This is a genomic window from Halomonas sp. AOP7-E1-9 (genome assembly GCF_052376035.1).
Taxonomy (GTDB): Bacteria; Pseudomonadota; Gammaproteobacteria; order Pseudomonadales; family Halomonadaceae; genus Vreelandella; species Vreelandella citrativorans.
Genome location: NZ_JBQSVC010000015.1, coordinates 50,217 through 76,314 on the forward strand (window position 1 = coordinate 50,217; position 26,098 = coordinate 76,314).

A 26,098-nucleotide genomic window follows, 5' to 3' on the forward strand; every position below is an offset into this window, starting at 1 on the left:
TAAGTTGTAACTAGCGTATTAAGCTTCTGAATCAATTAACGTTTACAGCAACATGTTGCTCAATGGTTTTGACTACCTCCTTGGTAGAAATACCGTAGCGGTCATGTAGGGTGGGCAACGCACCGGCATCTAAAAACTCATCCGGCAGGCCGATCTGGTAGAACTTGACGGCCACACCCTCTTTCATTAGAAGCGAGGCCACGCTTTCACCCAAGCCGCCTACTACCGAGTGGTTCTCGGCGACAAAGACGGGGCGGTCCGGGTGGCGGCGCACTTCTTCCAGAATAGTCTGGGTATCCAGCGGCTTGATGGTGGCACAGTGCAGCACGCCCACCTCTTTGCCTTTCTCCTTGAGCTCGTCGGAAGCCTCGATAGCCCGCATAGTCATCAGGCCTGAGGAGATAATCAGGGCGTCTTTACCGTCGATCAGTTGCTTGGCCTTGCCAATTTCGAACTTGTAACCTTCGAAGCGGTCCAGCACGCGCGGCACCTTGCCCCGCAGCAGGCGCAGATATACCGGGCCGTTGAAATCCACCATCGCCTGAACGGACTGCTCGATATCGACCGCATCACACGGGTCGACGATCGTCAGGTTCGGCATGCCGCGAAAGATGGCAACATCTTCGGTGGCTTGGTGGCTCGGGCCGTAGCCGGTGGTCAGGCCAGGCAAGCCGCCGACGATCTTGACGTTAAGATTCTCTTCGGCAATCGCCAGGCAGATAAAATCATAGGCGCGGCGCGAGGCGAATACGCTATAGGTGGTCACGAAGGGAATGAAGCCTTCGCGAGCCATACCGGCACCGGCCATCATCAAAAGCTGCTCGGCCATACCCATCTGGTAATAACGATCCGGGTAGGCCTTGGCGAAAATATGCAGGTCGGTGTACTTTCCCAAGTCCGCGGTCATACCGACGATCTTGTCGTTTTTATCGGCGGCCTCGACCAGCGCGTGGCCAAACGGCGCCGAGGTAGTCGGCTGGTCTTCCCCCGCAATGGAGGCGATCATGGCCGATGTTTTAAGCTTCTTCTTGGCGCTCATCTTATTTCTCCCCTGACTGGATACCGTAAACGTCATCAAGCTCTTTGAGCGCCACGCTCCATTCGTTTTCATCCACACGAATAAAGTGGTTCTTATCCCGTTTTTCCAAAAAAGGCACGCCGCGGCCCATCAAGGTGTCGCAAATGATCACGCGGGGCTTGTCGGAGTTACTTGCCAAGGCGTTATCGAAGGCTTCAAGTACGGCTTCAAGATCGTTGCCATCAACGCGGTAGGTTTCCCAGCCAAACGCCGTCCACTTATCTGCGATGGGCTCGTAATTAAGCACCATTGAAGACTTGTCGTCGGCTTGCTGGTCGTTAACATCAACGATGGCAATCAGGTTATCCAGCTTCCAGTGCGCCGCTGAGGCTACCGCTTCCCAAGTGGAGCCTTCGTTCAACTCGCCATCGGATAACAGATTGAAAATCCGTGAAGTGCTCTGTTTGCGCTTAAGACCAAGCGCCATGCCAACACCGATACCTAAACCGTGCCCCAAGGAACCGCCGGTGATTTCCATGCCCGGGGTATAAGCAGCCATACCGGACATGGGCAGGATGCTGTCATCGCTGCCGTAGTCTTCGATTTCGTCTTCGCTGATAACGCCTGCCTCAATCAGAGCGGCATAAAGAGCGATGGCATAGTGGCCAATGGACAGCAGAAAGCGATCCCGCTCTTCCCACTCGGGATTTTTAGGATCGATTTTTAAAGCGTGGAAGTAGGAAACGGCCAGTACATCGGCGATTCCCAGAGCTTGACCCACATAGCCCTGACCTTGCACCTCGCCCATACGTAGGGCGTGACGGCGAATATTGTAGGCCCGCTTCCGAAGCGCCTCTACGGTGCTGGCCTTCGATGCGGTAGCTGTTTGACTCATGCAAGTCACCTCCAATTGGTTGACCAATTGAAGATATAGGCAATTTATATTCCTCGAAACAGAACTTTAGTCTATGGTAAATTACATTAACTTTAATAAATATAGAAAATTAAAATAATTAAAAAAATGAAAAAATATAATAAAAACAACCAGCTGAATGAAAAATATCGCTTAGTTATATAAGGCAGGCACGCAAAATCAATGCCGTATCAACAACCGCAGACAATATAAATAAAACTATGGAAAAATGGTCAACCAATAGCGAAAGAGAGAGAGAAAGCCAGGGTGCTCTCAAGTTCTGAGCATGTACGAGATAAACACACCCTCAAACCCATGATGTGGAAATACTGAGAGGAAGAAAAAGGCCGGAAGATCAGCGAAAAAATAAAAAGCCAACGAGCGAGATATCATCGCATCCAATGAATGTTAGTCACCAATACACGTAACAACCGCATCCCTACGCGTGCACAGGGCGGATAAACCTTAGCCATTAAAATATTAAAAAAGCACTTTACATCCCTTCTTGTCGCATCAGCCGATCGACCTCTTCTGCCTTTGGGATACTGCTGGCAGCGCCCCGGTATTGAACGGCTAACGCGGCGGCTGCCGTTGCTCTTTTGAGGCACTCAAATGGCTCAGCGCCCGCCTGGCGAGCTGCGAGAAAATAGCCCACAAAGGTATCACCCGCCGCTGTGGTATCAATAGCTCTCACCGGTAAAGCAGCTTGAAAATAAGTTTCACTATTATATAAGTACCATGCACCCTCGCTTCCCAAGGTCAGTACTATCTCGGCACTGCCCAGTTTATTTCTTAACTTTCGGAGCAAGTCTGATGCACTCGACTCTATCGGTATTTCTAATAAAGAAGCGGCTTCAGTGCGATTAAAAAAAAGCAACTTGCATTGATCCAGGGGTAATTCTGATACATCTGCGGTCATGGGTGCGGGATTAAATATAACGTTACAACCATGGCTAACTGCAAGCGGAATAATATAGCCAAGTCCATCACACTCGTTTTGAACAAGCAACGTATCTCCCGACTTCACTTTAGATAGCAAAAATGCCAATCGCTCTTTTTCAGCTCCGTGATTAACACCAGGAAACAAAATTATAGAGTTCTCCCCTTGCTCATCAATCTGAACAACAGCATGTCCACTAGGCTGCTGGGTTAGCTCTATATCACATACATTCACTCCCGCCCTTTTTAGCTCTTCAACCGCCCAAGCATCTTTTGAAGACACTCTCCCCCAATGGCTTACCAAACCGTTAGCGCATGCTATTGACAGCGATTGATTTGCGCCCTTACCGCCTAATCCAACACTGTGCCCGTCGCACCTTTGTGTTTCTCCGGGACGAACAAAATATGGAACGTGATAGATATAATCGATATTAATCGAACCATAATTATAAATCATCAACTCTTCTCTTTATTAAAAAGGCCAGCCAGTATCAAACTGACTGGCCTTTAGATCGCTTTCTGACCACTTATCCTTCTAGCACGAAGGGCGCGATATAGTCATCAACATTATCTGGTGTAATAAGGATACAGTCATAAAGTTGCTTTTCATTATCCAGGCCAGTTTCACCTGTATTAATATAATTATCAGCAATTCTAACGGCATCTTCTGCAAAGACAGCTACTGGCTGCAAGACTGTATAAGCCAACTCACCAGAACGAACTGCATCAACGGCATCAGGAGAACCATCGAACCCACCAACTAACACACCGTCCAGCAGGCCCTCTTGTTTGAGAGCCACAATAGCCCCTAGCGCCATTTCATCGTTACCGCTGATGACACCACTAATATCTGGGTGAGAACGCAGCATACTCTGCATCTTATTACGCCCTTGGGTACGATCCCAATTAGCAATATCAGAGGCTACCTGGGTTAGATCAGGGTACTGGCTCAAGACAGTCTCATACCCATTAGAGCGGGTTGCGGCATTATTATCTGAAGGCGGACCTTCTAATTCTATATAGGTCCCTTCCCCGTTCAACTGCATTGCCCATTCTTGTGCTCCTAGTGCAGCCCCTTGAGCATTGTTTGAAACTAGCTGCGCCTTAGCTAATCCTTGCTGATTTATTTCAGCATTAATTATAAATACAGGAATTCCTGCGTCGACAGCCCTACGGACAGCGCCAATGGAGCCATCTGCATTAGCAGGATCCAAAATTATAGCCTCAGCCCCATTGGTAATAGCCGTATCCACCTGATTGCTTTCCGTATTAGTATCACCTACATGTGAACTGACATTTGCTGTGTACCCTAATTCTTGTGCGGTGCGCTCAGCAATTGCTCCTTCTGTTTGCCAGTAGGGGTTAGACATATCATTCACAATAATAGATATTAACCCTTTATCCTGAGCCACAATAGAGCCACTTACTAGCATTGACATGCTGGCAAGCGCTGTTAGAGCTAGCTTTTTACTTTTTGGAAACATACATCACCTCATAGTTATGATTATTAGAGCTTCTGCGTAGCCCTTAGCAGGCCATACTTCTAAGCAAAACCACGCTAAGCGGCTGTTGCTTCAGAATTTTTATCTTTTGAATCAATTTGTTTTTTCTCTAACTTTTTAGAAGACTTATTTTTGGCACTGTACTGAATGTTATTAAGCATGACGGCAAAAACAATAACACTTCCTGTAAACACCATTTGCCAGTAGGCAGAAACCCCAATGATTACCAGGCCATCTGCCAGGAAGCCAATTACAAATGCACCCAGCAGAGTATTTCTTACTGAGCCGCGCCCACCCATTAGTGAAGCACCCCCTATAACGACTGCAGCGATTGCCGTTAATTCATAGGTTGTTCCGGCGGTGGGTCCTGCTGACGTTAATTGAGAGGCAAGAACAATCCCAGCCAAGGCAGCACATACACCGGAAATAATGTAAACAGAGAGCTTCACTCTATTAACAGGCACACCCGATAACTCTGCCGCCCGTGCATTACCACCCGTTGAGTAGATCCAGCGCCCAAACGGTGTGCGACTTAACGCCAGCATGCATACAATAGCCACAAAAAAGAGGATCAGAACTCCCACAGGAATCCCCAATAATTTGTTAAAACCAAGCCACTCGAATCCCGTATTACCTAATGCAGGATCGCCACTCAAGCGATTAAAAGTCAGGCCATCAGTCAATAACAATGCTGCGCCGCGGGCAACATACAACATGCCCAAGGTGGCAACAAAAGCAGGCACTTTAAAATAGGCAACCAGAACACCGTTAATACTTCCGACCAACCCACCTAGTAAACACGTAAGCACTACAACAACCCACACGGAGGGAAAGAACGCTAAATTAAGCGCCTCAATCTCAACCCCTTCTAGCAGCATGCCGGCAAATACTCCGCACAGCGCCAACGTAGAGCCTACCGACAAATCTATACCGCCTGTTAGGATGACAAACAGCATTCCTATACCTAGCAAACCGAAAACGGCTACGTGCGAGGACATCGTCAAAAAATTGCCCGTCGAGAAATAAACAGGCGAGAGAATAGAAAAGACGATAATAATCGCGATCAATGCAAAAAAGGCCCTACCTTCCAATAATATCTTGATGATATCAATGCTGCCCTTTTTGCCTTGTGATCCGTTGTTGTAATGAGACATGTTAAACACCTATCCGATTGAATACTCACGCGGCAACTGATTCGCCTGAAGCGGCCATAATTTCTTCCTTTGATACGCCAGGTCCGAATTCAGCAGAGATTCGCCCCTTGCTCATCACTACAACCCTATGCGGTATGCTTAAGCACTCGCTTACTTCAGATGTTGTAAAAACGACTGCCAAGCCCTCGCGTGCCCCTTCACTGAGCAGCTTGAAGAGCTCTGCTTTCGCGCCAATATCAATACCTCGGCTCGGTTCATCAAGCATGAAGACGTCAGGATTGGTTGCCAGCATTTTACCGATAACAACTTTCTGCTGATTGCCTCCAGACAACGAGCCAATTTCAGCCTCACCACCATCTGTTTTGATATGTACCTTATTGATGGCTGAAGCAATCATTCCCTCCTCTAAGCTGGATGAAGTAAGCCCTTTGCGAGTAAATGCATTGATGCTAGCCAGCGACAAATTACGCCCGACTGTCATGGTTGCCACCAATCCATCCCGTTGGCGGTCCTCCGGTACTAGCACCAAACCTCTTTCTATTCGCTGTGCAATGTTGTAATGCGATACTTCTTGTGACTGGAGCAATATTTTCCCTTCCGACTGCCGTACTCGCCCAGCAACACACTCTAGTAGCTCTGTTCTTCCTGCCCCCATCAATCCATAAATACAGACTATTTCTCCCGCACGAACATCAAGTGACAAGTCATCCACCACATAGCGATCTGCGACATTATCGTCACTTACGCAAAGGTGCTGAATAGAAAGCGCTATGTCTCCTTGCTCATACCCTTCCGGGGGTGAGCCCAGATCAAAACTCTCACCCACCATGTGCCTTACAATCCATTGAAGATCGATTTCGCAGCGCGGGGCATAGGCGGTCATAACGCCATCACGCAGAACAACAGCATGGTCTGTAATTTGCAGCGCTTCCTCTAAGTGGTGTGAGATATAGACAATCGATACACCCTTGCTTTTGAGATCCCGGACTACTTTGAACAGTGTCTCAACCTCCGACGCGCTTAATGCAGAAGTCGGCTCATCCATGATGAGAATGCGGGATTTTTTGGACAGCGCTCTAGCGATTTCAACAATCTGTTGTTGACCCACACGCAGATCTTCGACCGGCGTCAAGGGGTGAATGGGCTCATCCAGCTCTTTCATTAACAACTCAGCCTGACGTGCCTCTTCGCTATAGTCGACGCTACCACTAATTTTAGTAAGCTCACGCCCCATGAAGATGTTATCGCGGACATTCAAATTAGGAGCCAAACTTAGCTCTTGGTGAATGATAGTAATACCTAATGCTTCCGCATCCGATGGTGAAGAAAAGCAAACATTTTTTCCTTCAAGAACAATATCTCCAGCTGTCTGAGGGATGACGCCAGACAAAATTTTCATCAGTGTAGATTTTCCCGCCCCATTTTCGCCAAAAAGCGTAGTCACCAGCCCTCGGTGTATATCGAAATTGACTTCTTTAAGGGCTTGCACTGCACCAAAACGTTTTTCAACATTACGTGCAGAAAGGATCACCTCACGTGAAGTCGTTTTAGCTGTCGATTTCTGATTGTTATACATAGCTACTCCTTAGTCAGTGATCGCTATGCTCACCGGAGTAATTAGCCAGTTCTTTGGATTAATCATGTTAAAGGAGCCAGCGATTACTAATGTTTTTCCCGTTAAATCCTGCCCTGCCATTTCCGAAAGTATCTGACGCTTCATTTCTTCATTTAAAGCAGCACCTGCATTTTGATACTCAATCTGGTTGGTAAAATCACTAAACTGAATATCACCAGTGGTATCGCGAAGCGTTGTGCCATTAATCGCCGATCCGGCTTGCACCCGGATAACAATTTCATCGGACATATCAGCGACATTAACGGTGTAAATGCCTGACTTTTCGTCTACGACCACGCCTGTTAGTGTCACCGGTATAACATGACCAATACCTGATGGAACACCGTATTTCTCGCCTGACGCACCGGCACTCTCAAGAGCCTCTGGGGCCAACACGTTTGCTTCTACCGCATTGGTTTCAATGTACTCTTTGATCTCAGGAAAACTTTGTTGTGCAAAGTTTTCTGGTGAAAAACCCACTTCACCTTCAAGCTCAGCAAGGCTTAAAACTTTGGTATCAAATGCCATTAGTGCAATAAGCGCTATGGCACAAACACCTGCCACATAAACCTTTATACGCTTGTTAGCGGGCAACGAATTTAATGTCGCTGGCATGATCACTCCAGTTATCATTATGCTTATGATAAAAATCTTTCACGACTTACTTCCAGTCTGGAATTAACACCACTTTTAATGCATCGGGATCGTTACGCATAAGATCTAGCCCCTCATGAAACTTATTCAACGGAAGCTTATGGGTTACTACACGACTCGTCGGAAAATCATCATTACCAATACCTTCAATAACCAATGGATAGCAATAGGGGCCTAAATGAGCACCCAATATATCCAGCTCTTTACGGTCACTAATAATACTCCAATCAACAGTAACAGGTTCTTTAAAAACACTAAATTCAATAAACCGCCCAAGTTTACGAATCATATAAAGTCCCTGCTCTACCGACTTAACTGCTCCGGTAGCCTCAATATAAATATCGCAGCCGTATCCCTCTGTAATACTTTTTACATAGTCGACAACATTAACCTCAGCTGGATTCAGAACGATATCCGCCCCAAACTCTTTGGCCAGCTCTAGTCGTTTATTATTGAGATCCAGGACCACTAGTTTTGAAGGGCCGGATTTTTTAATCGCGCCGATCATTCCTAGTCCAAGCGTACCGGCACCGGAGAGAACCACTACATCACCCAGCTCAACCTGTGCACGTTTAACGGCATGCAGTGAGCAAGCATAGGGCTCAATGAGAACCGCTTTTTCCATCGGGATTTCATCGGGGAGCTTATGGTTAATGGCTTCTTTGGGGAAGACCATGTATTCAGCCATACCACCATTTACATTGTTCTGAAACCCATAGACATCATGCTTTTCACACATCCAATACTGACCCCGGTTACAGAATCTGCATTCCCAGCAGGGCACAATTTGCTCAGATATAACGCGATCACCAATTTCCAAGTGTTTAACGCCTTCACCCAATGCCATTACATGACCTATAAATTCATGCCCAGGAATCATAGGAGCCTTTATATAAGCGGGCTGAGTATCATCTCCCCAAAAGCTGGGTGCGCCTTCGTATGCCTTGAGGTCACCTGCGCAGATGCCGCATGCTTCGACCTTAATCACCACTTCTCCCTCTTTCGCCTCTGGAACAGCAACCTCCTCAAGGCGATAATCACCTGGAGCATAGGCCACGACAGCTTGCATGGTTAGTGGTAATTCAGCGTGCTTGTAGTTATCGGCATTACGCATTGCTCACTCCTAATGTCTCTTATTATGGTTTACAACCTTTCGTACATTACAAAAGATATCACCGTGTACATATGAGTTAAGTACTTTAAGGATAGTCGAGTCAATTTATAATGTAACTTTTCATACTCATACTTTAGGCTAAAGCCATAACAAATTGATTATTAACAATTAAAAAATAAAAATTCAATCAGGCATAAAAGATGACTATATCAGCAATACATGAATTATCTTCGATCATATGATCACAGCCTTATTAAATGCATTGCTTAACTCACGACATCCTTGGCATACCAAAATGCATATGCCATGGACAAAGCGATAAACAAAAGAAGAGACTGAAAAAGGGATTAAGCAGACAACCAAAGCCGCCAAGCACCTGAATAAATTGGGCGTTCAGGTCAGCCAAAAAGCCAATGGACAGGCATCTGCTTATGTCACATTGCGCTGAGTCGCCTCATCAAGGCGCAGAATAGTGTGTGCATTGGTGACGCTGGTCGCTAATGTATCAATCACGCCTGTGCGGAGCGCACCCAAAATACCTACAGCTTTGGTATTCTCACTAGCGATAGCAATAACATCGGGAATTCGCGTAAGGTCCTGAATATTAAGGCCTACTACACGCCCCTGCATGCGTGTATCAGAAGGCTGACCGTGGATATCGATAAAGTCATAGCCCATCATATCCCCCACCGTTCCAGACAGGCGTGCTTCGGCTATCTCCTGAGCAGAAAACCACCCCATGCGCACCATATTGCTATCTTCACTTACGTCACCCACACCAATTAAAGCAGTATCAGCACGTCGAGCACGATCCAGCGTCTGGCGAACAGTGGAATTTTCGTACAATGCGTCCCTTACATCGCCATTTTGCACCAAGGCAGGAGCGTAAAGTGTCTCACTATCGCCGCCAAACCGGCTCGCCAAGCGTCGACAAATATGGTCAGGGTTCATATGCTCACCTGCACGCAGCGATCCGCCAATTGCACAGACAAAAGAAACCTTTAATACCTCTGCCTGAAAAACGTTATCTGCCACGGCGGCTACATTACGCCCCATACCAACGGCGACAATCTGGCCATCAATCAGGCTACGCGATAAGTGATCTGCCACGAGGCTTGCCACACCTGAACGCTGCGCATCCGGATCCGCGTTATCCAAGGCAATTAACGCCCGTTTGAGGCCAAAACGTCGCTTAAGCTCTTGCTCAATTTCAATACTAACAGCGGGATGCATTCGTACTCGAACATCAACAATTCCCTCTGCTTGCGCCTTTTTAAGCAGACGCCCTATTCGTACTCGTGAATGACCGAGCCGATTAGCAATCGCTTCTTGGGTTTCCCCCTGTACATAGTAGAGAGTCGAAATCTCTGTCATTAAGTCAATGTCAGCAACATCTTGACTATTCATTCAGCATCCGGGAATTGTTTAAAAGCATGGCACGTACTTAAAAACGAGGCACTCCTACTTAAGAGCGCCTCGCACGAGAATGTATAATGTCAGCTAGGCTCACACTTTTTCAATACAGGGATAAGCGCTTGAATGATCAGCGCGAGCGAAACAGCTCCTGCATCACGCGTGCCCAGGCTTTTTTCTGCCAACGGGCGTGCCCGCCCCACTCGGGGCAACAGTTTCGCCGTTTCATCAGCTGCTTTACTAGCAGTGAGTGCAGCAACCTCCCAGCAAGCCACCAGCTCACCGCCTTTCTCAACCTCTCTGGATAAAGCATCGGCGAATGGGGCCAGCACATCAACGAGCGTCTTATCGCCCAGCTCCGCCTTACCAAACGCCATTACCTGACCACGCGCATTTATCACACCTGCCGCAAGGCGCTGGCCTGAGAGCGGCCTATCATTGCCCAGCGACTCTCCCATTGATTTCAGAATCACCCGCCAGATAGCTCCTGACGTACCACCCGCTTTATCTGACCAGCGCTGCCCTGCCCATTGCAGCACTGTTTGCGCTCCCGCACCTTTATTAAAAGCCTCGTTAGCACCTTCTAGCGCCGCTTTACTACCGCGCTGCATACCGATGCCATGATCACCGTCACCCGCGACAGCATCAATCTGACCCAATAAATCACAATTCCTATTGACGGTATTGGCAAGAACCTCCAGCGACTCGATGACGCCCCGCGCCAACTTGCGAGAAGACTCGCTGGCCTCAGGAATAGCATCTTGCACCACTACCTCTACCTCAGCCGGGTCTAACGCCTCAGCGGGCTTGACACTGCCTTTTCGATAACCAGGCGCATCAGCCGCAGCGGTCCAAAGCGGCTCCATTTGTTGATCAAGCCAGAAAAATGTCAGTGAAACCCCCGCCATGTCCAGGCTAGTCACCAGCTCACCCACATCCGGCTCTACAATATGTATGCCTACACTCTGCAATAGCTCATCGACTTTGCGATAAATAACAAATAGCTCTTCGTACTTTACGGTACCCAACCCATTAAGTACCACGGCCACGCGGGCTCCGCTGACTGCAATACCTTCAGGAACCTCTTGCAGCAATCGATTAACGAGCATTTCTGCCAGTTCATCGGCGGTGGGAACATCAGCCTCACTAATACCAGGCTCACCATGAATCCCCAACCCAATAGCCATCCTCCCCTCAGGCACATGGAAAAGGGAATCATCCGCTCCCGGCAGCGTGCATCCCTCAAAGGCAACACCAAAAGAGCGCGTGCAACGGTTTGCCTCTTTCGCCACCACGACGACTTCTTCAAGCGACAAGCCGTTTTCAGCAGCGGCAGCAGCGGCCTTAAAAACGGTTAAGTCCCCCGCAATGCCACGACGCTTATCTATCTCTTCTAGCGGTGCACTGGCTACATCATCAGTCACCAGCACGATTTCACAGGGAATACCCTCGGCAATGAGGCGCTCTCGTGCCTCACCAAAATGCAGCACATCACCCGCATAATTGCCAAACGAAAGCAGCACACCCCCACCGTTATGGGCTGCTTTAGCCACCGAGTAAACCTGCTGAGAGGAAGGAGAGCAGAACAGGTTTCCCATGACGGCACCATGCGCTAACCCTTGCCCCACCAAACCAGCAAAGGTTGGGTAATGGCCGCTCCCACCTCCAATTACAACGGCTACCGTGCCGGGTTCACTGCGCGTACTGCGCACAACACCACCGGGCACAGCCATCAACTTATCGCGATTAGCAGCCACTAACCCTAAACGCGCTTCTTCAGGAAAATTACTCGGATCATTAAACAGGCGTGTCATTGTTATACCTCCGGAGTGAAGACGTACGGCGTCATCACAGCTTGCATGGTGGTGTTATTGTTAATTTCTGGCTATTAATCAGTCTCGTCATCCCATCAACTTATGATTAGCGGGTTGTTAATCGAGACTCGTACTCTTCAATTTTTGCTATTTTTAATTCGGAAGCACCACCAGAAAAATGATGATTCAAAAAAGTGGAGACAATTAACTTGGCTAATTCTGGTCCCACAACCCTCGCCCCAAGGGTCACAATTTGTGCGTTGTTACTGGTTTGAGCTTTAGCGGCCGAATAAACATCATGCGCTTGAGCAGCCCGTATACCTGGCACTTTATTGGCAGAAATAGCCACCCCGATACCCGTCCCACAGACCAGTACTCCACGATCAAAACGTCCTTCCTTAATGGCCGTTGCCACCTCAAAGGCGACGTCGGGATACAGCACCGGCTCAGCATTAAACGTGCCAAAATCTTCAACCTCGAAGCCTAGCTCACGAACATGGCTAATCAGCATTTCCTTTAAGCCGTAAGCAGCCTCATCACCACCAATCGCGACTCTGAGAGTAGGCGTTTTATTAGACATTTTGGTTCTCTCCGCACAAGCAATAGAAGCACAGCGACCGATAGCAACAAATATTCAGACACTCTATCCAGCCGCCTACTGGTGCCTTCAATCTACCACCAGATGATCATTTGTAAACAGATTGATCATAAGAACATAAAGTATATGTCAGCGCTTATACAAAAGAGATAAAACATAATTATGGCAAGCGATTGAATAATATAAATTATTAGCCAAAAAAGCTGTAGAAGCATAATACTTATACTTTTGTATAGTAACCATCCATCCAAAAACTCCGTCACCATGCTTGACGAAAGACCCTTAACTGCCCAATCATTTGATCACAGACTGTTCATTTTAAAAATAGCAAAAATGACAAGCGAACACTCGCTGGCAGATGGCGTTCGGCTGTTGACATCGACTAACAGGACCTGGCGTCATTAATCTCGTAGCGCCTTATAGCTTGCAGTGTCATTTAATCAACAAGACCAAGGCATGATTCTTATGAAAAATCGCTCTGCCCTCGCCAATGCCATTCGCGCCCTTTCCATGGATGCTGTTCAGAAGGCCAAGTCCGGCCACCCTGGCGCCCCCATGGGCATGGCTGATATCGCCGAGGTGCTGTGGAATGATCACCTCAAGCACAACCCCGAAGACCCCAAATGGGCCGATCGTGACCGGTTCGTGCTGTCCAATGGCCACGGCTCAATGCTGCTCTACTCACTGCTGCACTTAAGTGGCTATGAGTTAAGCCTGGAACAACTTCAGAACTTCCGTCAGTTGCACTCGCCCACCGCTGGCCATCCGGAGCTTGGCTACGCGCCCGGCATCGAAACCACTACCGGCCCGCTCGGTCAGGGGTTTGCCAACGCCGTCGGCTTTGCGATTGCCGAAAAAACCCTGGCAGCGCAGTTCAACCGTCCAGGCCACACCATTGTCGATCACCACACCTGGTGCTTTTTGGGTGATGGCTGCCTGATGGAAGGTATTTCCCATGAGGCGGCGTCGCTGGCGGGTACTCAGCAGTTGGGCAAGCTGATTGCGCTCTATGACGACAACGGCATTTCGATTGATGGGGAAGTGGAAGGCTGGTTTACCGACGATACCGCCAAACGCTTTGAAGCCTATGGCTGGCACGTGGTGCCCAATGTCGATGGTCACAAGCCCGAAGAGATCCAGGCCGCCATTGCACTTGCCAAACAGAACGATGACAAGCCCAGCCTGATTATCTGTAAAACGGTTATCGGTTTCGGTGCGCCCAACAAGCAGGGCAAGGAAGAGTCGCACGGCGCGCCGCTGGGCGAAGACGAAGTTGCCCTGGCACGCAAGCAGCTGGACTGGCCCCACGCGCCGTTTCATATTCCCGAGCCCGTGTACGCTGGCTGGGATGCGCGTGAAGCAGGTAAAACCCGCCAGCAGGAATGGGAAAAGCGCTTTGCCCGCTATGCCGAGGCGTTCCCGGCCGAGGCGCAGGAATTCAAGCGCCGCATGAAAGGCCAGTTGCCGGCTGAAATACCGACCGAAGCCCTCATCGAGCAGGCCCAGGAAAAAGGCGACAGCATCGCCACCCGTAAAGCGTCGCTGGAAGCGCTTAACGTGATTGGTCCGAAAATGCCGGAACTGTTGGGCGGCAGTGCGGACCTTGCCCCGTCCAACCTGACCTTCTGGAAGGGCGCCAAAGCGATTACGCCGGAAGATGCCAGCGGTAACTACCTGCACTATGGCGTACGTGAGTTCGGCATGGGCGCGGTGATGAACGGTATCGCCCTGCACGGTGGTTTTGTCCCGTACGGCGCAACCTTCCTGATCTTCATGGAGTACATGCGTAACGCGGTTCGCATGGCGGCGTTAATGGGTCAGCAGGCGATCTACGTATTTACCCATGACTCCATTGGCCTGGGTGAAGATGGCCCGACCCACCAGCCGATTGAGCAGTTGACCAGCCTGCGCACGACGCCGAACCTGAACACCTGGCGCCCGTGTGACGCCGTGGAAACCGCCGCGGCCTGGGATGCGGCCATCAAGCGTCACTCTGGCCCCACGGCGCTGATCCTGTCGCGTCAGAACCTGCCGCACCAGGCCCGCACCAAAGCCCAGCTGGCTTCCATTCAGCGTGGCGGGTATGTGCTGAAAGACAGCGACGGTACACCCGAGCTGATCCTGATCGCCACCGGTTCGGAAGTGGGGCTGGCCATGGACGCTGCCGCCGAGCTTGAAGCACAAGGCAAAGCGGTACGCGTGGTCTCCATGCCGTCGACCTACCGCTTCAACGGTCAGGACGCCGAGTACCGGGAAAGCGTCCTGCCCAGGGCGGTCACCAAGCGTATTGCCGTTGAAGCCTCACATGCCGACTACTGGTACAAGTATGTGGGTCTGGACGGGCGTGTGATCGGCATGACCACGTTCGGCGAGTCCGCCCCTGCGGGTGAGCTGTTCAAGCACTTCGGCTTTACGGTTGAGAATATTCTTGGCACAGCAGAAGAAATGCTAAACAGGTAAGAAAAATAGCTGAACGACGTTCTACTCAGAGCATGGCTAGCATCACCAAAAATGCCATGCTCTGATTATTCACGCTGACGACCAATAAGCTTAATCTTCATCCTCGTCATCGCGCATCCGCGCCTGACGCTCAGCCTCTTCTTCTTTGGCGTCATCGATCACTTCCATCAACTCATCGACATTGGCGATATGGGTGTCGAAGTCGAAGTGGCCGGTCAACTTACTCTCTGGGTGCAGCTCGCCTGCCTCATAAAGCGCCCACATCTCTTTGCCATAGTGGGTCTTTAGCAGTTCCGGTGCATAGTGGCCAAAGTAGGCGCGCATATTATTAACGTCACGCTCTAGCATGGCAGCCGCGCTATTGTTACCAGCAGCATCCACGGCCTGGGGCAGGTCAATAATGACCGGCCCCTCGGCATCTACCAGCACGTTAAATTCCGACAAGTCACCGTGGATCAGGCCAGCGCAGAGCATGCGCACCACATCCTTGATGACTTTATCGTGATAGCGCAGCGCTTGCTCGTGGGTCAGAGTTACGTCATCCAGGCGTGGCGCAACAGTGCCCTCGGCATCGGTAATCATCTCCATGAGCAGCACGCCATCCACAAAACCGAAAGGCTTGGGTACGCGTACTTCAGCCGCGGCAAGGCGATAGAGCGCGTCTACTTCCGCAGTTAGCCACGCCTGCTCCTGCTCTTTTTGACCATAGCGGGTCTTCTTCGCCATGGCCCGGGCACGCCGGCTATTACGCTCTTTACGCCCTTCCTGGTACTGTACCGCCTGCTTAAAGCTACGCTGTTTAGCCTCTTTAAATACCTTGGCACAGCGTACTTCTTCGCCACAGCGCACCACGTAAACCTGTGCTTCCTTGCCGCTCATCAACTGCGTCAGCACCTCATCGATCAGGCCGTCATCGACCAGGGGCTGTAATCGTTTGGGTGTTTTCATGGCTAGCTGCAATGGCTCCTATAGACGTAGGGACAGTTTCTGGCACTCAGTAGCGAATGCGACGCACACGAAAGGCGCGTCCTTTTAGTTTGTCACGTTCGAGTTTGGCCTGGGCTTTTTGAACGGCGCTACGCTCAACCGCGACATACGCACTACGGGCCAACACTTTAATTTTACCGACCTGATCACCGCGCAGCCCGCCCTCGCTGGTCAGGGCACCCAAAATATCGCCTGGCCGCAGTTTATCCTTTTTACCACCGGCTAATTGCAGCGTCGCCATGGGAGGTTCAAAGGGGGCTGTTTGTGTGGCTTTAGGAAGCGCTTCCGTGGTGAGCTGCTCGCTCAGAAGCTCTGCCAAGCGGCCCAGGCGATAAGTTTCTTGAGGGGTTACCAGTGTACAGGCAATGCCACTGGCGCCAGCCCGCCCGGTACGTCCTACGCGGTGGACATGAACTTCTAGCTCACGGGCAATTTGATAGTTAAACACTGCATCCAATTGCGCAATATCCAGGCCACGTGCCGCCACGTCGGTGGCCACCAGGATTGACGCACTTTGGTTGGCAAAGAGTATCAAAATACGATCACGGTCTTTTTGCTCTAAATCACCGTGCAGCGCTACCGCGCTAAAACCGGCATCCACTAGGCTATCGGCTACCGTCTGGGTTTCGCGCTTGGTGTTGCAAAACACCACGCTGGTCGTCGGACGGTTGACCAGCAACAGCTGTTTAAGCGCACCAAAGCGGGCATCTTCATTGGGCACTTCATAGAAGTGCTGATCAATGGTAGTGGCGTCATGCACCTCAGCCACTTTAACGCTGACAGGATCCATCATGACGCCGCGCGTCATGGCCGCCAAGCCACCGGACTCCTGTTCATCAGGGAAGGTAGCGCTAAATAGCAGCGTCTGGCGATCCGCCGGGGTTTCCGCAATGATCGCATCCAATGATGCTTGAAAGCCCATATCGAGCATGCGATCCGCCTCATCCAGCACAAGTGTGCTTAGCGAACCCAGCGTCAACGAACCTTTACGCAGATGCTCTTCAATACGCCCCGGGGTACCAACAACAATATGCGCGCCATGCTCAAGCGAGCCTAACTGTGGCCCAAACGGCGCTCCGCCACACAGTGTTAATACTTTAACGTTAGCCATGGCCCGCGCCAAACGGCGCAGCTCTTCGGCTACCTGATCAGCAAGCTCACGAGTAGGGCAAAGTACCAGCCCCTGTACAGAAAATACTTCAACCCGTAGTTCAGCGAGTAGCGCCAAACCAAACGCCGCTGTTTTGCCCGAGCCTGTTTTGGCCTGTGCCAGCACATCCCGCCCGGCCAGCATGGGCGGCAGGCTTTGCGCCTGAACAGGCGTCATCTGGTGATAACCCAGCGACTCAAGGTTAGTAAGCAGCGTGGCCGGTAAGGCGAGCGACGAGAAGGAGACGTCTGACACAATAAAACCTGCAGGGCCGTTTAACGGCCAGTAAAGAGGTAACTAATACGGATACACTTTAATGTGAAGCACCATACCAGAAAGTGCCTGCCCCTGCGTGCATCTCATACCGCCAGTGGCGCAAGCTCAGCCTTGCAAAGGGTTGCCAGGTCATTGGGCGCCAGCTCAATCTCAAGCCCACGCCGCCCGGCGCTGACAAAAATAGTGGCAAAGCCCGCAGCCGACGCATCAATATAGGTTGCCAGGCGTTTTTTCTGCCCCAAGGGGCTTACCCCACCCAACACGTAACCAGTGGCACGCTCGACCTCGGCAGGTACCCCCATGACGGCTTTTTTAGCTCCAGCGGCCTTGGCAATCTGCTTTAGGCCCAACTGCTGAGTGACTGGCACGATCCCCACGGCAAGCGTCTTGCCGTCCAGCGTTACTACCAGGGTCTTGAATACTTGCTCGACGGCCACCCCCAGTTTTTCAGCGGCTTCCAAGCCGTAGGACTCTGCCGCTACATCGTGCTGATATTCACGAATTTCAAACGGGATACCCGCTTTTTTGGCCGTATTAATGGCTGGTGTCATGACGCTCTCTTGATGTTTAGTAAAGTTGGGCAGCCCTCGTGGCGCGCTCTGGAAAGCCTATTCCTGCCTGCTACGCTAAATAGCGTAAGCGCTAAAGGGAAGTCAACCGAAAGGAGCCTTAATTATGCCAGCTACATCGAAAGCCCAGCAAAAAGCCGCAGGCGCTGCCCTTTCCGCCAAACGTGGAGAAACCAAGCCCAGTGAGCTTTATGATGCTTCCAAGGATATGTACGACTCAATGAGCGAAGAGGAGCTTGAGGAGATGGCAAGCACCGAGCGCAAAGGCAAACCAGAGAAGAAAGGCGATTAACTGCGCTTGTAGTGCTCCGCTTCTACATCATAACGCCCGCTTCATTAAGCAGGCGTTATGATCAACACCAACGAAAATTACAGCGCTATTCCCCCGGTTTACGTGGCCACCAGGGTAATGCTGGTGACGGGGCGCAAATTACGCTGCAAGCAGTGCTGCTCAACGCTCTCCACAATCTCTTCGGCATCATCGATCTGTTGCTTGTCGAGCTGGATATCCACCATCAGAAAACTGCCCACCTGTGCCAGGCGCACATCGTCACTGGCGATATCAAACTCGGCGATCTCTTCCACCATGTCCTGGCGAATGCTGCCCATGGGTTCGCCAAACATCAGTTCGCGAAGCGCTCCACGCACCATGCGGATAGGCATGGGTAAAAAGTAGCCTGCAATGACCAGCACCATTACCGGGTCAGCCAACCGCGCATAACTTGCCCAGGGCGTTAACGTGAGTCCCCAGGTAAGTGCAAAACCAAGCATTACCGCCGCGCTTAACCAGGTATCCATTTGCCACTGACGCAGCTCAGCCGCCAATAAGGAGGAGCGAGCAATACGGGCATAGCGCTTTAGCCACCACCAGGTCAACAAACAGCCGCTCACGTTAGCGACACCAAATAACAAGGCCAAATCAAGTGTCACCAAGCGTCCGCCCTGCGCCAGGCTCCACATGGCTGACACTAAAGAGAACAGACACACCAGCGCAATCACCACGCCTTTGAGCAACACCGCTAGCGGCTCTACCGTTAGCCGCCCAAAGGGGTAGTGATCATCCGCGGGTTTGCGGGCATGCTGTAACGCAAGCAGTGAGAGCGAAGCCAGAACAAGGCTTAACAGTGAATATCCGCTATCGAATAAAATCGTGATAGAGCCACTGGCTAATCCCAGGACCAAGCCAGACAGCGCAAAAAAGCTTGCTGAAATAGCTGAAAATCTTAGCGCACGGCGCTCAGCAATAAAGGGGGTCACGCAGAAAACTCCGTTCTGATTTAGCAGGATTGTAGGAAATCGTGCTGCATGGTAAAGGGTGTACTAACGTTTAACGAATCACTCAGCGCTAAAAAAAATAGCACTCAACCACGAGACTCCGTATGCGAGCTGAACAAGTCCAGGCATTTGTTGAAGTTACTGAGCACGGCTCATTTGCCGCCGCTGCGCGGCAGTCAGGTATAAAGCGCGGTACGCTAAGTGCGGCGGTCCATGCGCTGGAAGATAGCCTGGGGGTGGCACTGTTTGAACGCTCGGGAAATAGCCTGACACTAACTGCCGTAGGTGAAAGCGTACTCCCCGACTGTTACCGGCTACTGACAAGCGCCAGCCGAATCAAAAAGCATTGCCACCAACATCTGCAAGGGGTCGAAAACCAGCTGTGCATTGCCCGCGATGATGCGCTTCCTGAGCGGTTCTGGCACCAGGTCATGCACGATTTAAAGCAGCAGTTCCCGCTGACCGCGGTATCGGTTTATCTTGTTCCACCGCAGGAGCACAGCCAATTTATTCTGCGCCAAACTGTCGATATTGCGTTTGGGCTTTATACCGCCGAAGGCGTTGCCCCCCACGCAGCCAACCTGGCACCTGTGAGTATGCGCTTAGTGGCCTCTCCACAGCACCCACTGAGTCGGCTCCCCAGCGTCAATCGCGATGATCTCGCCCAATACACGCAAGTCTGCTTAACCCACATTCAGGACGACAAACTGGTCAGCGAAGCGCTTTTTTCCGCTAACTACCTGGGCTTCACCATGTTTGAGGTGATCCGAGATGCGGTAATAAACGGCACGGGATGGGCACTACTTCCTCACCCGCTGGTTAAAGAAGCATTGGAAAGTGATCAGCTCTGCTCACTGAATCACGACCTTGCCCTGGAAAGCCACTATTACCGCTATGTAGAGAGTGAAAACCTGGGCGTAGTGGCCACCGCACTCCTTAACAAAGTGGCGCGTTTTCTAGGCAATGCGCAGTAGTGGTCACTTCGCTGAAATGCAGGAGTGGTCACTTCGGTGAAATATAGCAGTGGAAAAAAGTGCAATATCCTTCCACGCTATAAAAAAGTGCCTCACAAGGAGATTTAAAGACACGCCAGAGGAACGACACAGGCAAGTGTCATCTAGGCGTAAGATGTAGCTGCCAGTGTCGATGTTGCCGTCAACCAAGGAGCTATCGCCCGATGGTAAGACTCGATAAGAAAGCGACAAGGCTTTATGTCCTGGACACCAATGTCCTAATCCATGACCCCACAGCGCTCTACCACTTTGAAGAGCATGACGTGGTTATCCCCATGACGGTTCTTGAGGAACTGGATAAGCATAAAAACGGAATTCGTGAGATTGCCCGTACGGCACGTCAAGTTAGCCGTACGCTCTCTGACCTTACCAACCAGGTTACTTTTGACGAGATTCAACGCGGCATCCCCATCCCACGTATTAGCGGCGAATCTGGACGCCTGCACTTTCTCTGCTTCAACGATTTAAAGCCCTTCGACTCGATGGACGACAGTCAGGATAACCGTATTCTGGCGGAAACCTGTCGGCTACGCGATGAGCGCCCCGATGCCTCGGTCATTCTAATTACCAAAGATATCAACCTGCGCGTAAAGGCGGCCGCGCTAAAAGTCCCTGTGGAGGATTACTTTAACGATCGGGCATTCTCAGACAGCGATGCCATGATTGAGGGTGCCCAAGTATACGCATCGGCGGGACACAACGGCGGGGCGCTTTGGGAAGCGCTGAATGTTGATGTCAGCGTTGAGCGGGTGGAGCATCAAACGTTTTATCAATTAAGTGGCGACATGCCCCGTCACTGGCACTTGGGAATGCTTGTCTCCGACAGCGAGAATGGCGCTGAGTTTGAGGCCATTATTCGTGAGCTGTCGCCCTCATCAGCACGGTTACAGCTGTTGACCAACTACCGCCACCACGCTGGAGTGTGGGGCGTTCACGCCCATGATAGCCGTCAAAACTTTACCCTGAACCTGCTGATGGACCCGGACATTGATCTGGTCACCATTGCCGGTAACGCGGGCACGGGTAAGACCTTTATGACGCTGGCCGCCGCTTTCCAGCAAACCCTGGATGCCAAGCAGTTTGAGCGCATCGTGTTTACCCGCGCACCTATTCCGATGGGCGAGGACATTGGTTTTTTGCCCGGTACCGAGGAGGAGAAGATGTCGCCGTGGATGGGTGCCTTCCACGACAATATGGATAACCTGCTGCGCAATGACGAAGGAGAGTCGACCTGGGATAATGGCGCAACACGGCAACTGATTGGCTCACGCGTACAGATTCGCTCGCCAGGCTTTATGCGAGGGCGCACCTTAAACGACACCTTTTTGATTATCGACGAGGCACAAAACTTTACACCCAAACAGCTTAAATCACTGGTTACCCGTGCCGGGCGTAATACCAAAATTGTCTGTTTAGGCAACGTGGGGCAAATCGATACGCCCTATCTAACCGCCAATACCTGCGGCATGGCGGCCGTGGTTGAGCGCTTCCGTGACTGGCCACACGCCGGGCATATTACCCTCAAAAGCGTTGAGCGTTCGCGCCTGGCGCTGGCGGCTGAAGAGCTTTTGTAAAAAGGCTGTTCTAAAAAGGGCTTTTACCGCGAGGGTAACCGCCTAATACGTAAACGTACGGTAAAACCGCCAGCTCGCTACTGGCGGTTTTTTTCTTTATCGCCGTTCCAAGGGTTCTCAACCCCCAGCGTATCGGCGGCAAAGGCTTCGCGCTCACCTAATGGGCGCTCTTCACCAATAGTGGTGTCTTTATAGGTCTGGCGCTCCATTTCACTGTTCACTTCTGCACCTAGCAGTACCACAAACGCAGACAGCCAAAACCACATCATCAGTACAACCACGGCGCCCAATGACCCATAAAGCTCACTGAAGCTTGAAAAGTAGCGGACATAAAGTGAAAGCCCGCCTGACCCAAGTAACCATAAAGTGGTCGCCAGCAGCGTGCCATAGCTTAACCAGCGCCATTGTGCGGCACGCCGATAAGGCGCAAACCGGTACAGCAGGGCAATTAAAAAGCTCATGATGATCAACAAGGCAGGCCAACGCAGCCACTTAAATACTTGATCGAAAGGATCATCCACCGCTAAGGCATCGACCAACACAGGCACAATCGCAATAAAGCCAAGCGATACCAGCGTCATGCCAATCAGGCCAAACGTCAGTAGCACCAACACAACACCGCGAAGAAAGAAGTTACGCCGCTCCTTTTCGCCATAAACCACATTCAGCCCTACCACGAGCACTCCCACGCTTTTGGAAGCGATATACATGGCGACCAACAGCCCTAAAAGCACCGCCATTACGTTGCCAGATTCGGCACTCTCAACCACTGTCTGGGTTTGCTGATCAATAAGGCTTGCCGCATCCGGGGGCATAAAACGGCTTAGTTCATAAAGCTGCCGCCCTGCTTCCACCGGATCAAACAGCAATCCCCACAGCGATATTACCGCTGCAATGGTAGGAAATAGTGCCAGCAAAGCGTAAAACGCGACACCAGCCGCCAACATGGTAAGGCGGTCACGCTTAGCGGCGCGCAACACCCGCCATACAACATCAAACCACCCATAACGTGGAATCTCATCGGGCTTTTTGGCACGTCTCCCTCGGTGGTTCTGTGAACTCTCGTGGCTCATGGCGACCCTTCCCAGATTAATAACAGTGCCAAAACAATGGCTAACGCCATCATCAAGCCGCTCGTATGGTGGCGCATCCAGCTTTCCATAGCCGTTAGTTGAGTTAAGCGCGCCATCATCCGCTTTTCAATGGCCAGAGCAATACCCACAGACGCTGCTTTAACATCGCCACACCACTGCCCAGCAGAGCGAACCCCTACCAAGGCATTTTGAACGAGCCACGCATAAGGCCACCATAAGTCGCCTGCAGGCGGCGGGCGTGTACGCCAATGGCGATCAAATGGGCAAACCAGCGCTGCTATCATAAGACACAGCGCTAATACAGCCTCGATGAGGTCTACCGACGAGATTACTGCCATTGCTATCCTTGCAGCGGCTTATAGACAAATTACTTTGCCTATCTTTTGATCACTTGTCGATGTAAGGATTACTTCAGAAGAGTACTCAACCACTGGCCAATATCACCCACTTGCTGAGGGCAAAGTGCGTGAGCCATAGGGTACTGGCGATAGTTGGCGGTGTAGCCTTGGGCTTTTAGGCGATCAAACCCAGCCCGTCCCAAACTCTCTGCCACGATAGGGTCCAGGTTACCGTGATGCACCTCAATCGGAATTGCCTTGTTGGCGTCACTTAACTCAATTGAGTCTGCCGTAGCAAAGTAGGTCGACATTGCCAGCAACCCGCCTAACGGCAACGGAAAAGATAGCGCCGCCTGATAAGCCACTGCCCCCCCCTGAGAGAACCCTGCCACGATAATCCGCTGGCTGTCGATACCGTGATCAATCTGTTCCTGTATCAGAGCCTGAATACGCTCCGCAGAGCATTTCAGCTGTACTTCATCAACACGGCGCCCCAGGTCCATCGCCAGAATGTCGTACCAGGCGGGCATCACCATGCCGCCGTTAACGGTCACCGGCAGCCGTGGTGCGTGCGGCATAATAAATCGTACGTGGGCATCTTCAGGAAGGTTAAGCGCGGGCACCAGAGGCTCGAAATCATGCCCATCGGCACCTAAGCCATGAATGATAAACACACAGGCATCGGCAGGTTGACCGTTTTGCGGCTCAATAATCAGTTCGCCCGGGTCCGTCATGATATTTATCCTTACTTAATTGAAAAAGCACACAATTAGAGCGCTTGAACGTTTAGCGCAAGCGGTGATGAAACATTAACAGACCCTAACGTAAACCGGCATTCACAGCGAATGATTACGCTTAGAAGGGCCACACGTGAGGAATCAATATGAGTGCGATGGCCCCGGTTAGCACGTTTAGGCCACCACCTACGCGCATAAAATCACTGATACGATAACCGCCGGGCCCATACACCATTAAGTTGGTTTGATAGCCAATAGGCGTTAAAAAACTGGCCGAAGCGGCAAACATTATCGCGATCACATAAGGCATTGAGTTTACGCCAAGGCTCTCGGCGGCGGCCATGACGACCGGAAAAATGATGACCGCCGCACCGTTATTAGTGACAAGCTCAGTTAGCAACGCCACAACACAGTACGTACCTATCAAGAGCAGCCAAGGGTTACTGCCTACGACATGCAGTATGCCACCGGCAATAGCATCTGCGGCGCCCGAACTCTGCAGCGCAGCCCCCACACCAAACGAGGCAGCAATCGTCAAAAGCACTTGGCTATCCAGCCCGCGCCGAGCAGCTTCAACCGAACAGCAGCCGCTTAACAGCGCCAGTGCAGCGCCCAGCATCGCGGCATTTAACATGCTCAAAACGCCGAATGCAGCCAGCAATACTGCCCCCAGCAGAATCCCCCAGGCGAGCGGCGCTTTTTCATGAACAGGCCGCGCAGAGCCGTTTAGCTCACTGATCAAGAGAAAGTCTTTTGACTGACGGTGGCGTTCAATAAACGGAGGACGCGCTTCCAGTAGCAGCACATCAGCGGGCTGCAGGCGTACCTGCCCCAGATTGCCGGTGACACGCTCACCGCCTCGGCAAATAGCCAGTACGGCCGCACCATAAAGCGTCCTAAAGCGGCCGTCTCGAATGCGCTGGCCAATGAACTGGCACTGATTCGACACTACGGCTTCGACCAAGCGGCGCTCTTTGAACTCTTTTTCAAGGCTGGAGGTATGATCATGCGAGGGTATTAATCCACGAATTTGCTGTAGTTCGACAGCGGCATCGCTGGTGCCCACAAACACCAACCGGTCGCCACCCTTTAACTGCTCACCAGGCCCCACAACACTCACAACGTTACCGTCACGCTCGATCTCAACCAGGAACAGCTCTTGCAAGTGGCGCAACCCGGCCTCCTCCACCGTTCGATTAACCAGAACGCCTTCCCGATCGATCTCCATCTCAATGGTAAATTCACGCGGGTTAGCGAACGCATTGGCCAACCCCTCGCGGGCAGGTAACAGGCGCGGCCCAAGAATCACCAGATAGGCAAGCCCTACCACGGCGACTGGCACACCCACCCAGGCAAGGTCAAACAGGCCCATGGCCACATTGGGATAACGCTCCGTCAGCAGCCCATACACCACCAGGTTGGTACTGCTGCCAAACAAGGTAATCGTACCGCCAAGAATGGAGGCGAAGCTTAACGGCATCAGCAGCCGCTGAGGGGAGCGTCGCAGCCGCCGACTCCAGCTCATAACCGCCGGTATATAGGTAGCTACTACAGGGGTGTTATTTAAAAAAGCACTTAAAGAGGCCACCGGTAACAGTAACCGCACCAAAGCACCCCGCTCGGTTTTAGGGCGCCCCAATACATAGCGAATAATAAGATCGATACCACCCGTTTCACGGATGCTAGCCACCAGCACGTACATAAAAGCGACCGTAAACAGCCCACTGTTGGAAAAGCCGCTTAACGCCTGAGCTGGCTCAATAACGCCCAGGGTCATCAGTACAATGACAGCGCCAAGCAAAATGATGTCGGGCCCTAACCTCGAGACGGTCATTAGCGGGAAGATGGTGGCAACCACCGCTATCGCAATCCATGCATCCAGTGTCATAAC

General features: G+C 51.3%; 23 protein-coding genes. 4 read left to right on the forward strand and 19 right to left on the reverse strand.

Features of this window, described 5'->3' with window-relative positions:
* Positions 1-31: 31 nt before the first annotated feature.
* The 11 genes from ACT3R4_RS10310 to ACT3R4_RS10360 form a co-directional block, all read right to left on the reverse strand.
* Positions 32-1,039, reverse strand: coding sequence for a transketolase family protein (locus ACT3R4_RS10310; protein WP_441678865.1), 1,008 nt, complete (start codon positions 1,037-1,039; stop codon positions 32-34).
* A gap of 1 nt (position 1,040) precedes the next feature.
* Positions 1,041-1,913, reverse strand: a complete 873-nt coding sequence (locus ACT3R4_RS10315; protein WP_087106427.1) for a transketolase — start codon at positions 1,911-1,913, stop codon at positions 1,041-1,043.
* 511 nt (positions 1,914-2,424) lie between these two features.
* The gene (locus ACT3R4_RS10320) at positions 2,425-3,327 is read right to left on the reverse strand and encodes a ribokinase (RefSeq protein WP_192528515.1); all 903 of its coding nucleotides are present in this window, start codon (positions 3,325-3,327) and stop codon (positions 2,425-2,427) included.
* A 70-nt stretch (positions 3,328-3,397) separates the two neighbouring features.
* Positions 3,398-4,354: a D-ribose ABC transporter substrate-binding protein gene (locus tag ACT3R4_RS10325; RefSeq protein ID WP_087106432.1), complete on the reverse strand. Its 957-nt coding sequence runs from the start codon at positions 4,352-4,354 to the stop codon at positions 3,398-3,400.
* Positions 4,355-4,428: 74 nt separating this feature from the next.
* The gene (locus ACT3R4_RS10330; RefSeq protein WP_441678862.1) at positions 4,429-5,526 is read right to left on the reverse strand and encodes an ABC transporter permease; all 1,098 of its coding nucleotides are present in this window, start codon (positions 5,524-5,526) and stop codon (positions 4,429-4,431) included.
* 25 nt (positions 5,527-5,551) lie between these two features.
* Positions 5,552-7,102 (reverse strand): sugar ABC transporter ATP-binding protein, encoded by a 1,551-nt coding sequence (locus ACT3R4_RS10335; protein WP_441678860.1) that lies wholly within the window; start codon positions 7,100-7,102, stop codon positions 5,552-5,554.
* A gap of 9 nt (positions 7,103-7,111) precedes the next feature.
* Positions 7,112-7,756 carry a DUF2291 family protein gene (locus ACT3R4_RS10340; RefSeq protein ID WP_441678858.1) on the reverse strand — a complete coding sequence of 215 codons (645 nt, stop codon included), beginning with the start codon at positions 7,754-7,756 and terminating at the stop codon, positions 7,112-7,114.
* A 46-nt stretch (positions 7,757-7,802) separates the two neighbouring features.
* Entirely contained in the window at positions 7,803-8,909 is a 1,107-nt protein-coding gene (locus tag ACT3R4_RS10345; protein ID WP_441678856.1) for an MDR/zinc-dependent alcohol dehydrogenase-like family protein, read from the reverse strand.
* Between the two features lie 429 nt (positions 8,910-9,338).
* Entirely contained in the window at positions 9,339-10,316 is a 978-nt protein-coding gene (locus ACT3R4_RS10350; protein ID WP_087106443.1) for a sugar-binding transcriptional regulator, read from the reverse strand.
* Positions 10,317-10,405: 89 nt separating this feature from the next.
* Positions 10,406-12,136 carry a dihydroxyacetone kinase family protein gene (locus ACT3R4_RS10355; RefSeq protein ID WP_441678854.1) on the reverse strand — a complete coding sequence of 577 codons (1,731 nt, stop codon included), beginning with the start codon at positions 12,134-12,136 and terminating at the stop codon, positions 10,406-10,408.
* 106 nt (positions 12,137-12,242) lie between these two features.
* Positions 12,243-12,716, reverse strand: coding sequence for an RpiB/LacA/LacB family sugar-phosphate isomerase (locus tag ACT3R4_RS10360; RefSeq protein ID WP_441678852.1), 474 nt, complete (start codon positions 12,714-12,716; stop codon positions 12,243-12,245).
* 483 nt (positions 12,717-13,199) lie between these two features.
* Between ACT3R4_RS10360 and tkt the strand changes: the two genes are divergently transcribed.
* Positions 13,200-15,194: a transketolase gene (gene tkt / locus ACT3R4_RS10365; protein ID WP_496201215.1), complete on the forward strand. Its 1,995-nt coding sequence runs from the start codon at positions 13,200-13,202 to the stop codon at positions 15,192-15,194.
* A gap of 90 nt (positions 15,195-15,284) precedes the next feature.
* Here the strand turns inward: tkt and ACT3R4_RS10370 are convergent, their stop codons facing one another.
* The 3 genes from ACT3R4_RS10370 to ybaK form a co-directional block, all read right to left on the reverse strand.
* Positions 15,285-16,142: a PA4780 family RIO1-like protein kinase gene (locus ACT3R4_RS10370; protein WP_193054535.1), complete on the reverse strand. Its 858-nt coding sequence runs from the start codon at positions 16,140-16,142 to the stop codon at positions 15,285-15,287.
* Positions 16,143-16,188: 46 nt separating this feature from the next.
* On the reverse strand, positions 16,189-17,586 hold the full coding sequence (gene dbpA / locus ACT3R4_RS10375; RefSeq protein WP_441678849.1) for an ATP-dependent RNA helicase DbpA: 1,398 nt from the start codon (positions 17,584-17,586) through the stop codon (positions 16,189-16,191).
* A 104-nt stretch (positions 17,587-17,690) separates the two neighbouring features.
* Entirely contained in the window at positions 17,691-18,158 is a 468-nt protein-coding gene (gene ybaK / locus ACT3R4_RS10380; protein ID WP_441678847.1) for a Cys-tRNA(Pro) deacylase, read from the reverse strand.
* A gap of 124 nt (positions 18,159-18,282) precedes the next feature.
* Here ybaK and ACT3R4_RS10385 point away from each other — a divergent pair, with 124 nt between their 5' ends.
* Positions 18,283-18,468: a DUF3008 family protein gene (locus tag ACT3R4_RS10385; RefSeq protein WP_087109712.1), complete on the forward strand. Its 186-nt coding sequence runs from the start codon at positions 18,283-18,285 to the stop codon at positions 18,466-18,468.
* Between the two features lie 98 nt (positions 18,469-18,566).
* Here the strand turns inward: ACT3R4_RS10385 and ACT3R4_RS10390 are convergent, their stop codons facing one another.
* The gene (locus tag ACT3R4_RS10390) at positions 18,567-19,433 is read right to left on the reverse strand and encodes a cation diffusion facilitator family transporter (protein ID WP_441678845.1); all 867 of its coding nucleotides are present in this window, start codon (positions 19,431-19,433) and stop codon (positions 18,567-18,569) included.
* A gap of 122 nt (positions 19,434-19,555) precedes the next feature.
* Between ACT3R4_RS10390 and ACT3R4_RS10395 the strand changes: the two genes are divergently transcribed.
* Positions 19,556-20,425 (forward strand): LysR family transcriptional regulator, encoded by an 870-nt coding sequence (locus ACT3R4_RS10395; protein ID WP_172117271.1) that lies wholly within the window; start codon positions 19,556-19,558, stop codon positions 20,423-20,425.
* A 203-nt stretch (positions 20,426-20,628) separates the two neighbouring features.
* Positions 20,629-22,038, forward strand: coding sequence for a PhoH family protein (locus tag ACT3R4_RS10400; protein WP_172117272.1), 1,410 nt, complete (start codon positions 20,629-20,631; stop codon positions 22,036-22,038).
* 77 nt (positions 22,039-22,115) lie between these two features.
* Here the strand turns inward: ACT3R4_RS10400 and ACT3R4_RS10405 are convergent, their stop codons facing one another.
* The 4 genes from ACT3R4_RS10405 to ACT3R4_RS10420 form a co-directional block, all read right to left on the reverse strand.
* Positions 22,116-23,111 (reverse strand): YihY/virulence factor BrkB family protein, encoded by a 996-nt coding sequence (locus ACT3R4_RS10405; RefSeq protein ID WP_172117273.1) that lies wholly within the window; start codon positions 23,109-23,111, stop codon positions 22,116-22,118.
* Positions 23,108-23,470 carry a hypothetical protein gene (locus ACT3R4_RS10410; RefSeq protein ID WP_441678842.1) on the reverse strand — a complete coding sequence of 121 codons (363 nt, stop codon included), beginning with the start codon at positions 23,468-23,470 and terminating at the stop codon, positions 23,108-23,110. The genes ACT3R4_RS10405 and ACT3R4_RS10410 overlap by 4 nt, the downstream gene beginning before the upstream one ends.
* A 68-nt stretch (positions 23,471-23,538) precedes the next feature.
* Positions 23,539-24,204: an alpha/beta hydrolase gene (locus ACT3R4_RS10415; RefSeq protein WP_192527473.1), complete on the reverse strand. Its 666-nt coding sequence runs from the start codon at positions 24,202-24,204 to the stop codon at positions 23,539-23,541.
* 121 nt (positions 24,205-24,325) lie between these two features.
* A complete protein-coding gene (locus ACT3R4_RS10420; RefSeq protein WP_441678840.1) occupies positions 24,326-26,095 on the reverse strand; it encodes an SLC13 family permease in 1,770 nt (589 codons plus the stop codon).
* Positions 26,096-26,098: the final 3 nt, after the last annotated feature.

Bases quoted from the DNA above. Each gene is read 5' to 3' on its own strand.
- ACT3R4_RS10310 (WP_441678865.1), bottom strand. From the start codon at position 1,039: ATGAGCGCCAAGAAGAAGCTTAAAACATCGGCCATGATCGCCTCCATT.
- ACT3R4_RS10315 (WP_087106427.1), bottom strand. From the start codon at position 1,913: ATGAGTCAAACAGCTACCGCATCGAAGGCCAGCACCGTAGAGGCGCTT.
- ACT3R4_RS10320 (WP_192528515.1), bottom strand. From the start codon at position 3,327: ATGATTTATAATTATGGTTCGATTAATATCGATTATATCTATCACGTT.
- ACT3R4_RS10325 (WP_087106432.1), bottom strand. From the start codon at position 4,354: ATGTTTCCAAAAAGTAAAAAGCTAGCTCTAACAGCGCTTGCCAGCATG.
- ACT3R4_RS10330 (WP_441678862.1), bottom strand. From the start codon at position 5,526: ATGTCTCATTACAACAACGGATCACAAGGCAAAAAGGGCAGCATTGAT.
- ACT3R4_RS10335 (WP_441678860.1), bottom strand. From the start codon at position 7,102: ATGTATAACAATCAGAAATCGACAGCTAAAACGACTTCACGTGAGGTG.
- ACT3R4_RS10340 (WP_441678858.1), bottom strand. From the start codon at position 7,756: ATGCCAGCGACATTAAATTCGTTGCCCGCTAACAAGCGTATAAAGGTT.
- ACT3R4_RS10345 (WP_441678856.1), bottom strand. From the start codon at position 8,909: ATGCGTAATGCCGATAACTACAAGCACGCTGAATTACCACTAACCATG.
- ACT3R4_RS10350 (WP_087106443.1), bottom strand. From the start codon at position 10,316: ATGAATAGTCAAGATGTTGCTGACATTGACTTAATGACAGAGATTTCG.
- ACT3R4_RS10355 (WP_441678854.1), bottom strand. From the start codon at position 12,136: ATGACACGCCTGTTTAATGATCCGAGTAATTTTCCTGAAGAAGCGCGT.
- ACT3R4_RS10360 (WP_441678852.1), bottom strand. From the start codon at position 12,716: ATGTCTAATAAAACGCCTACTCTCAGAGTCGCGATTGGTGGTGATGAG.
- tkt (WP_496201215.1), top strand. From the start codon at position 13,200: ATGAAAAATCGCTCTGCCCTCGCCAATGCCATTCGCGCCCTTTCCATG.
- ACT3R4_RS10370 (WP_193054535.1), bottom strand. From the start codon at position 16,142: ATGAAAACACCCAAACGATTACAGCCCCTGGTCGATGACGGCCTGATC.
- ybaK (WP_441678847.1), bottom strand. From the start codon at position 18,158: ATGACACCAGCCATTAATACGGCCAAAAAAGCGGGTATCCCGTTTGAA.
- ACT3R4_RS10385 (WP_087109712.1), top strand. From the start codon at position 18,283: ATGCCAGCTACATCGAAAGCCCAGCAAAAAGCCGCAGGCGCTGCCCTT.
- ACT3R4_RS10395 (WP_172117271.1), top strand. From the start codon at position 19,556: ATGCGAGCTGAACAAGTCCAGGCATTTGTTGAAGTTACTGAGCACGGC.
- ACT3R4_RS10400 (WP_172117272.1), top strand. From the start codon at position 20,629: ATGGTAAGACTCGATAAGAAAGCGACAAGGCTTTATGTCCTGGACACC.
- ACT3R4_RS10405 (WP_172117273.1), bottom strand. From the start codon at position 23,111: ATGAGCCACGAGAGTTCACAGAACCACCGAGGGAGACGTGCCAAAAAG.
- ACT3R4_RS10410 (WP_441678842.1), bottom strand. From the start codon at position 23,470: ATGGCAGTAATCTCGTCGGTAGACCTCATCGAGGCTGTATTAGCGCTG.
- ACT3R4_RS10415 (WP_192527473.1), bottom strand. From the start codon at position 24,204: ATGACGGACCCGGGCGAACTGATTATTGAGCCGCAAAACGGTCAACCT.
- ACT3R4_RS10420 (WP_441678840.1), bottom strand. From the start codon at position 26,095: ATGACACTGGATGCATGGATTGCGATAGCGGTGGTTGCCACCATCTTC.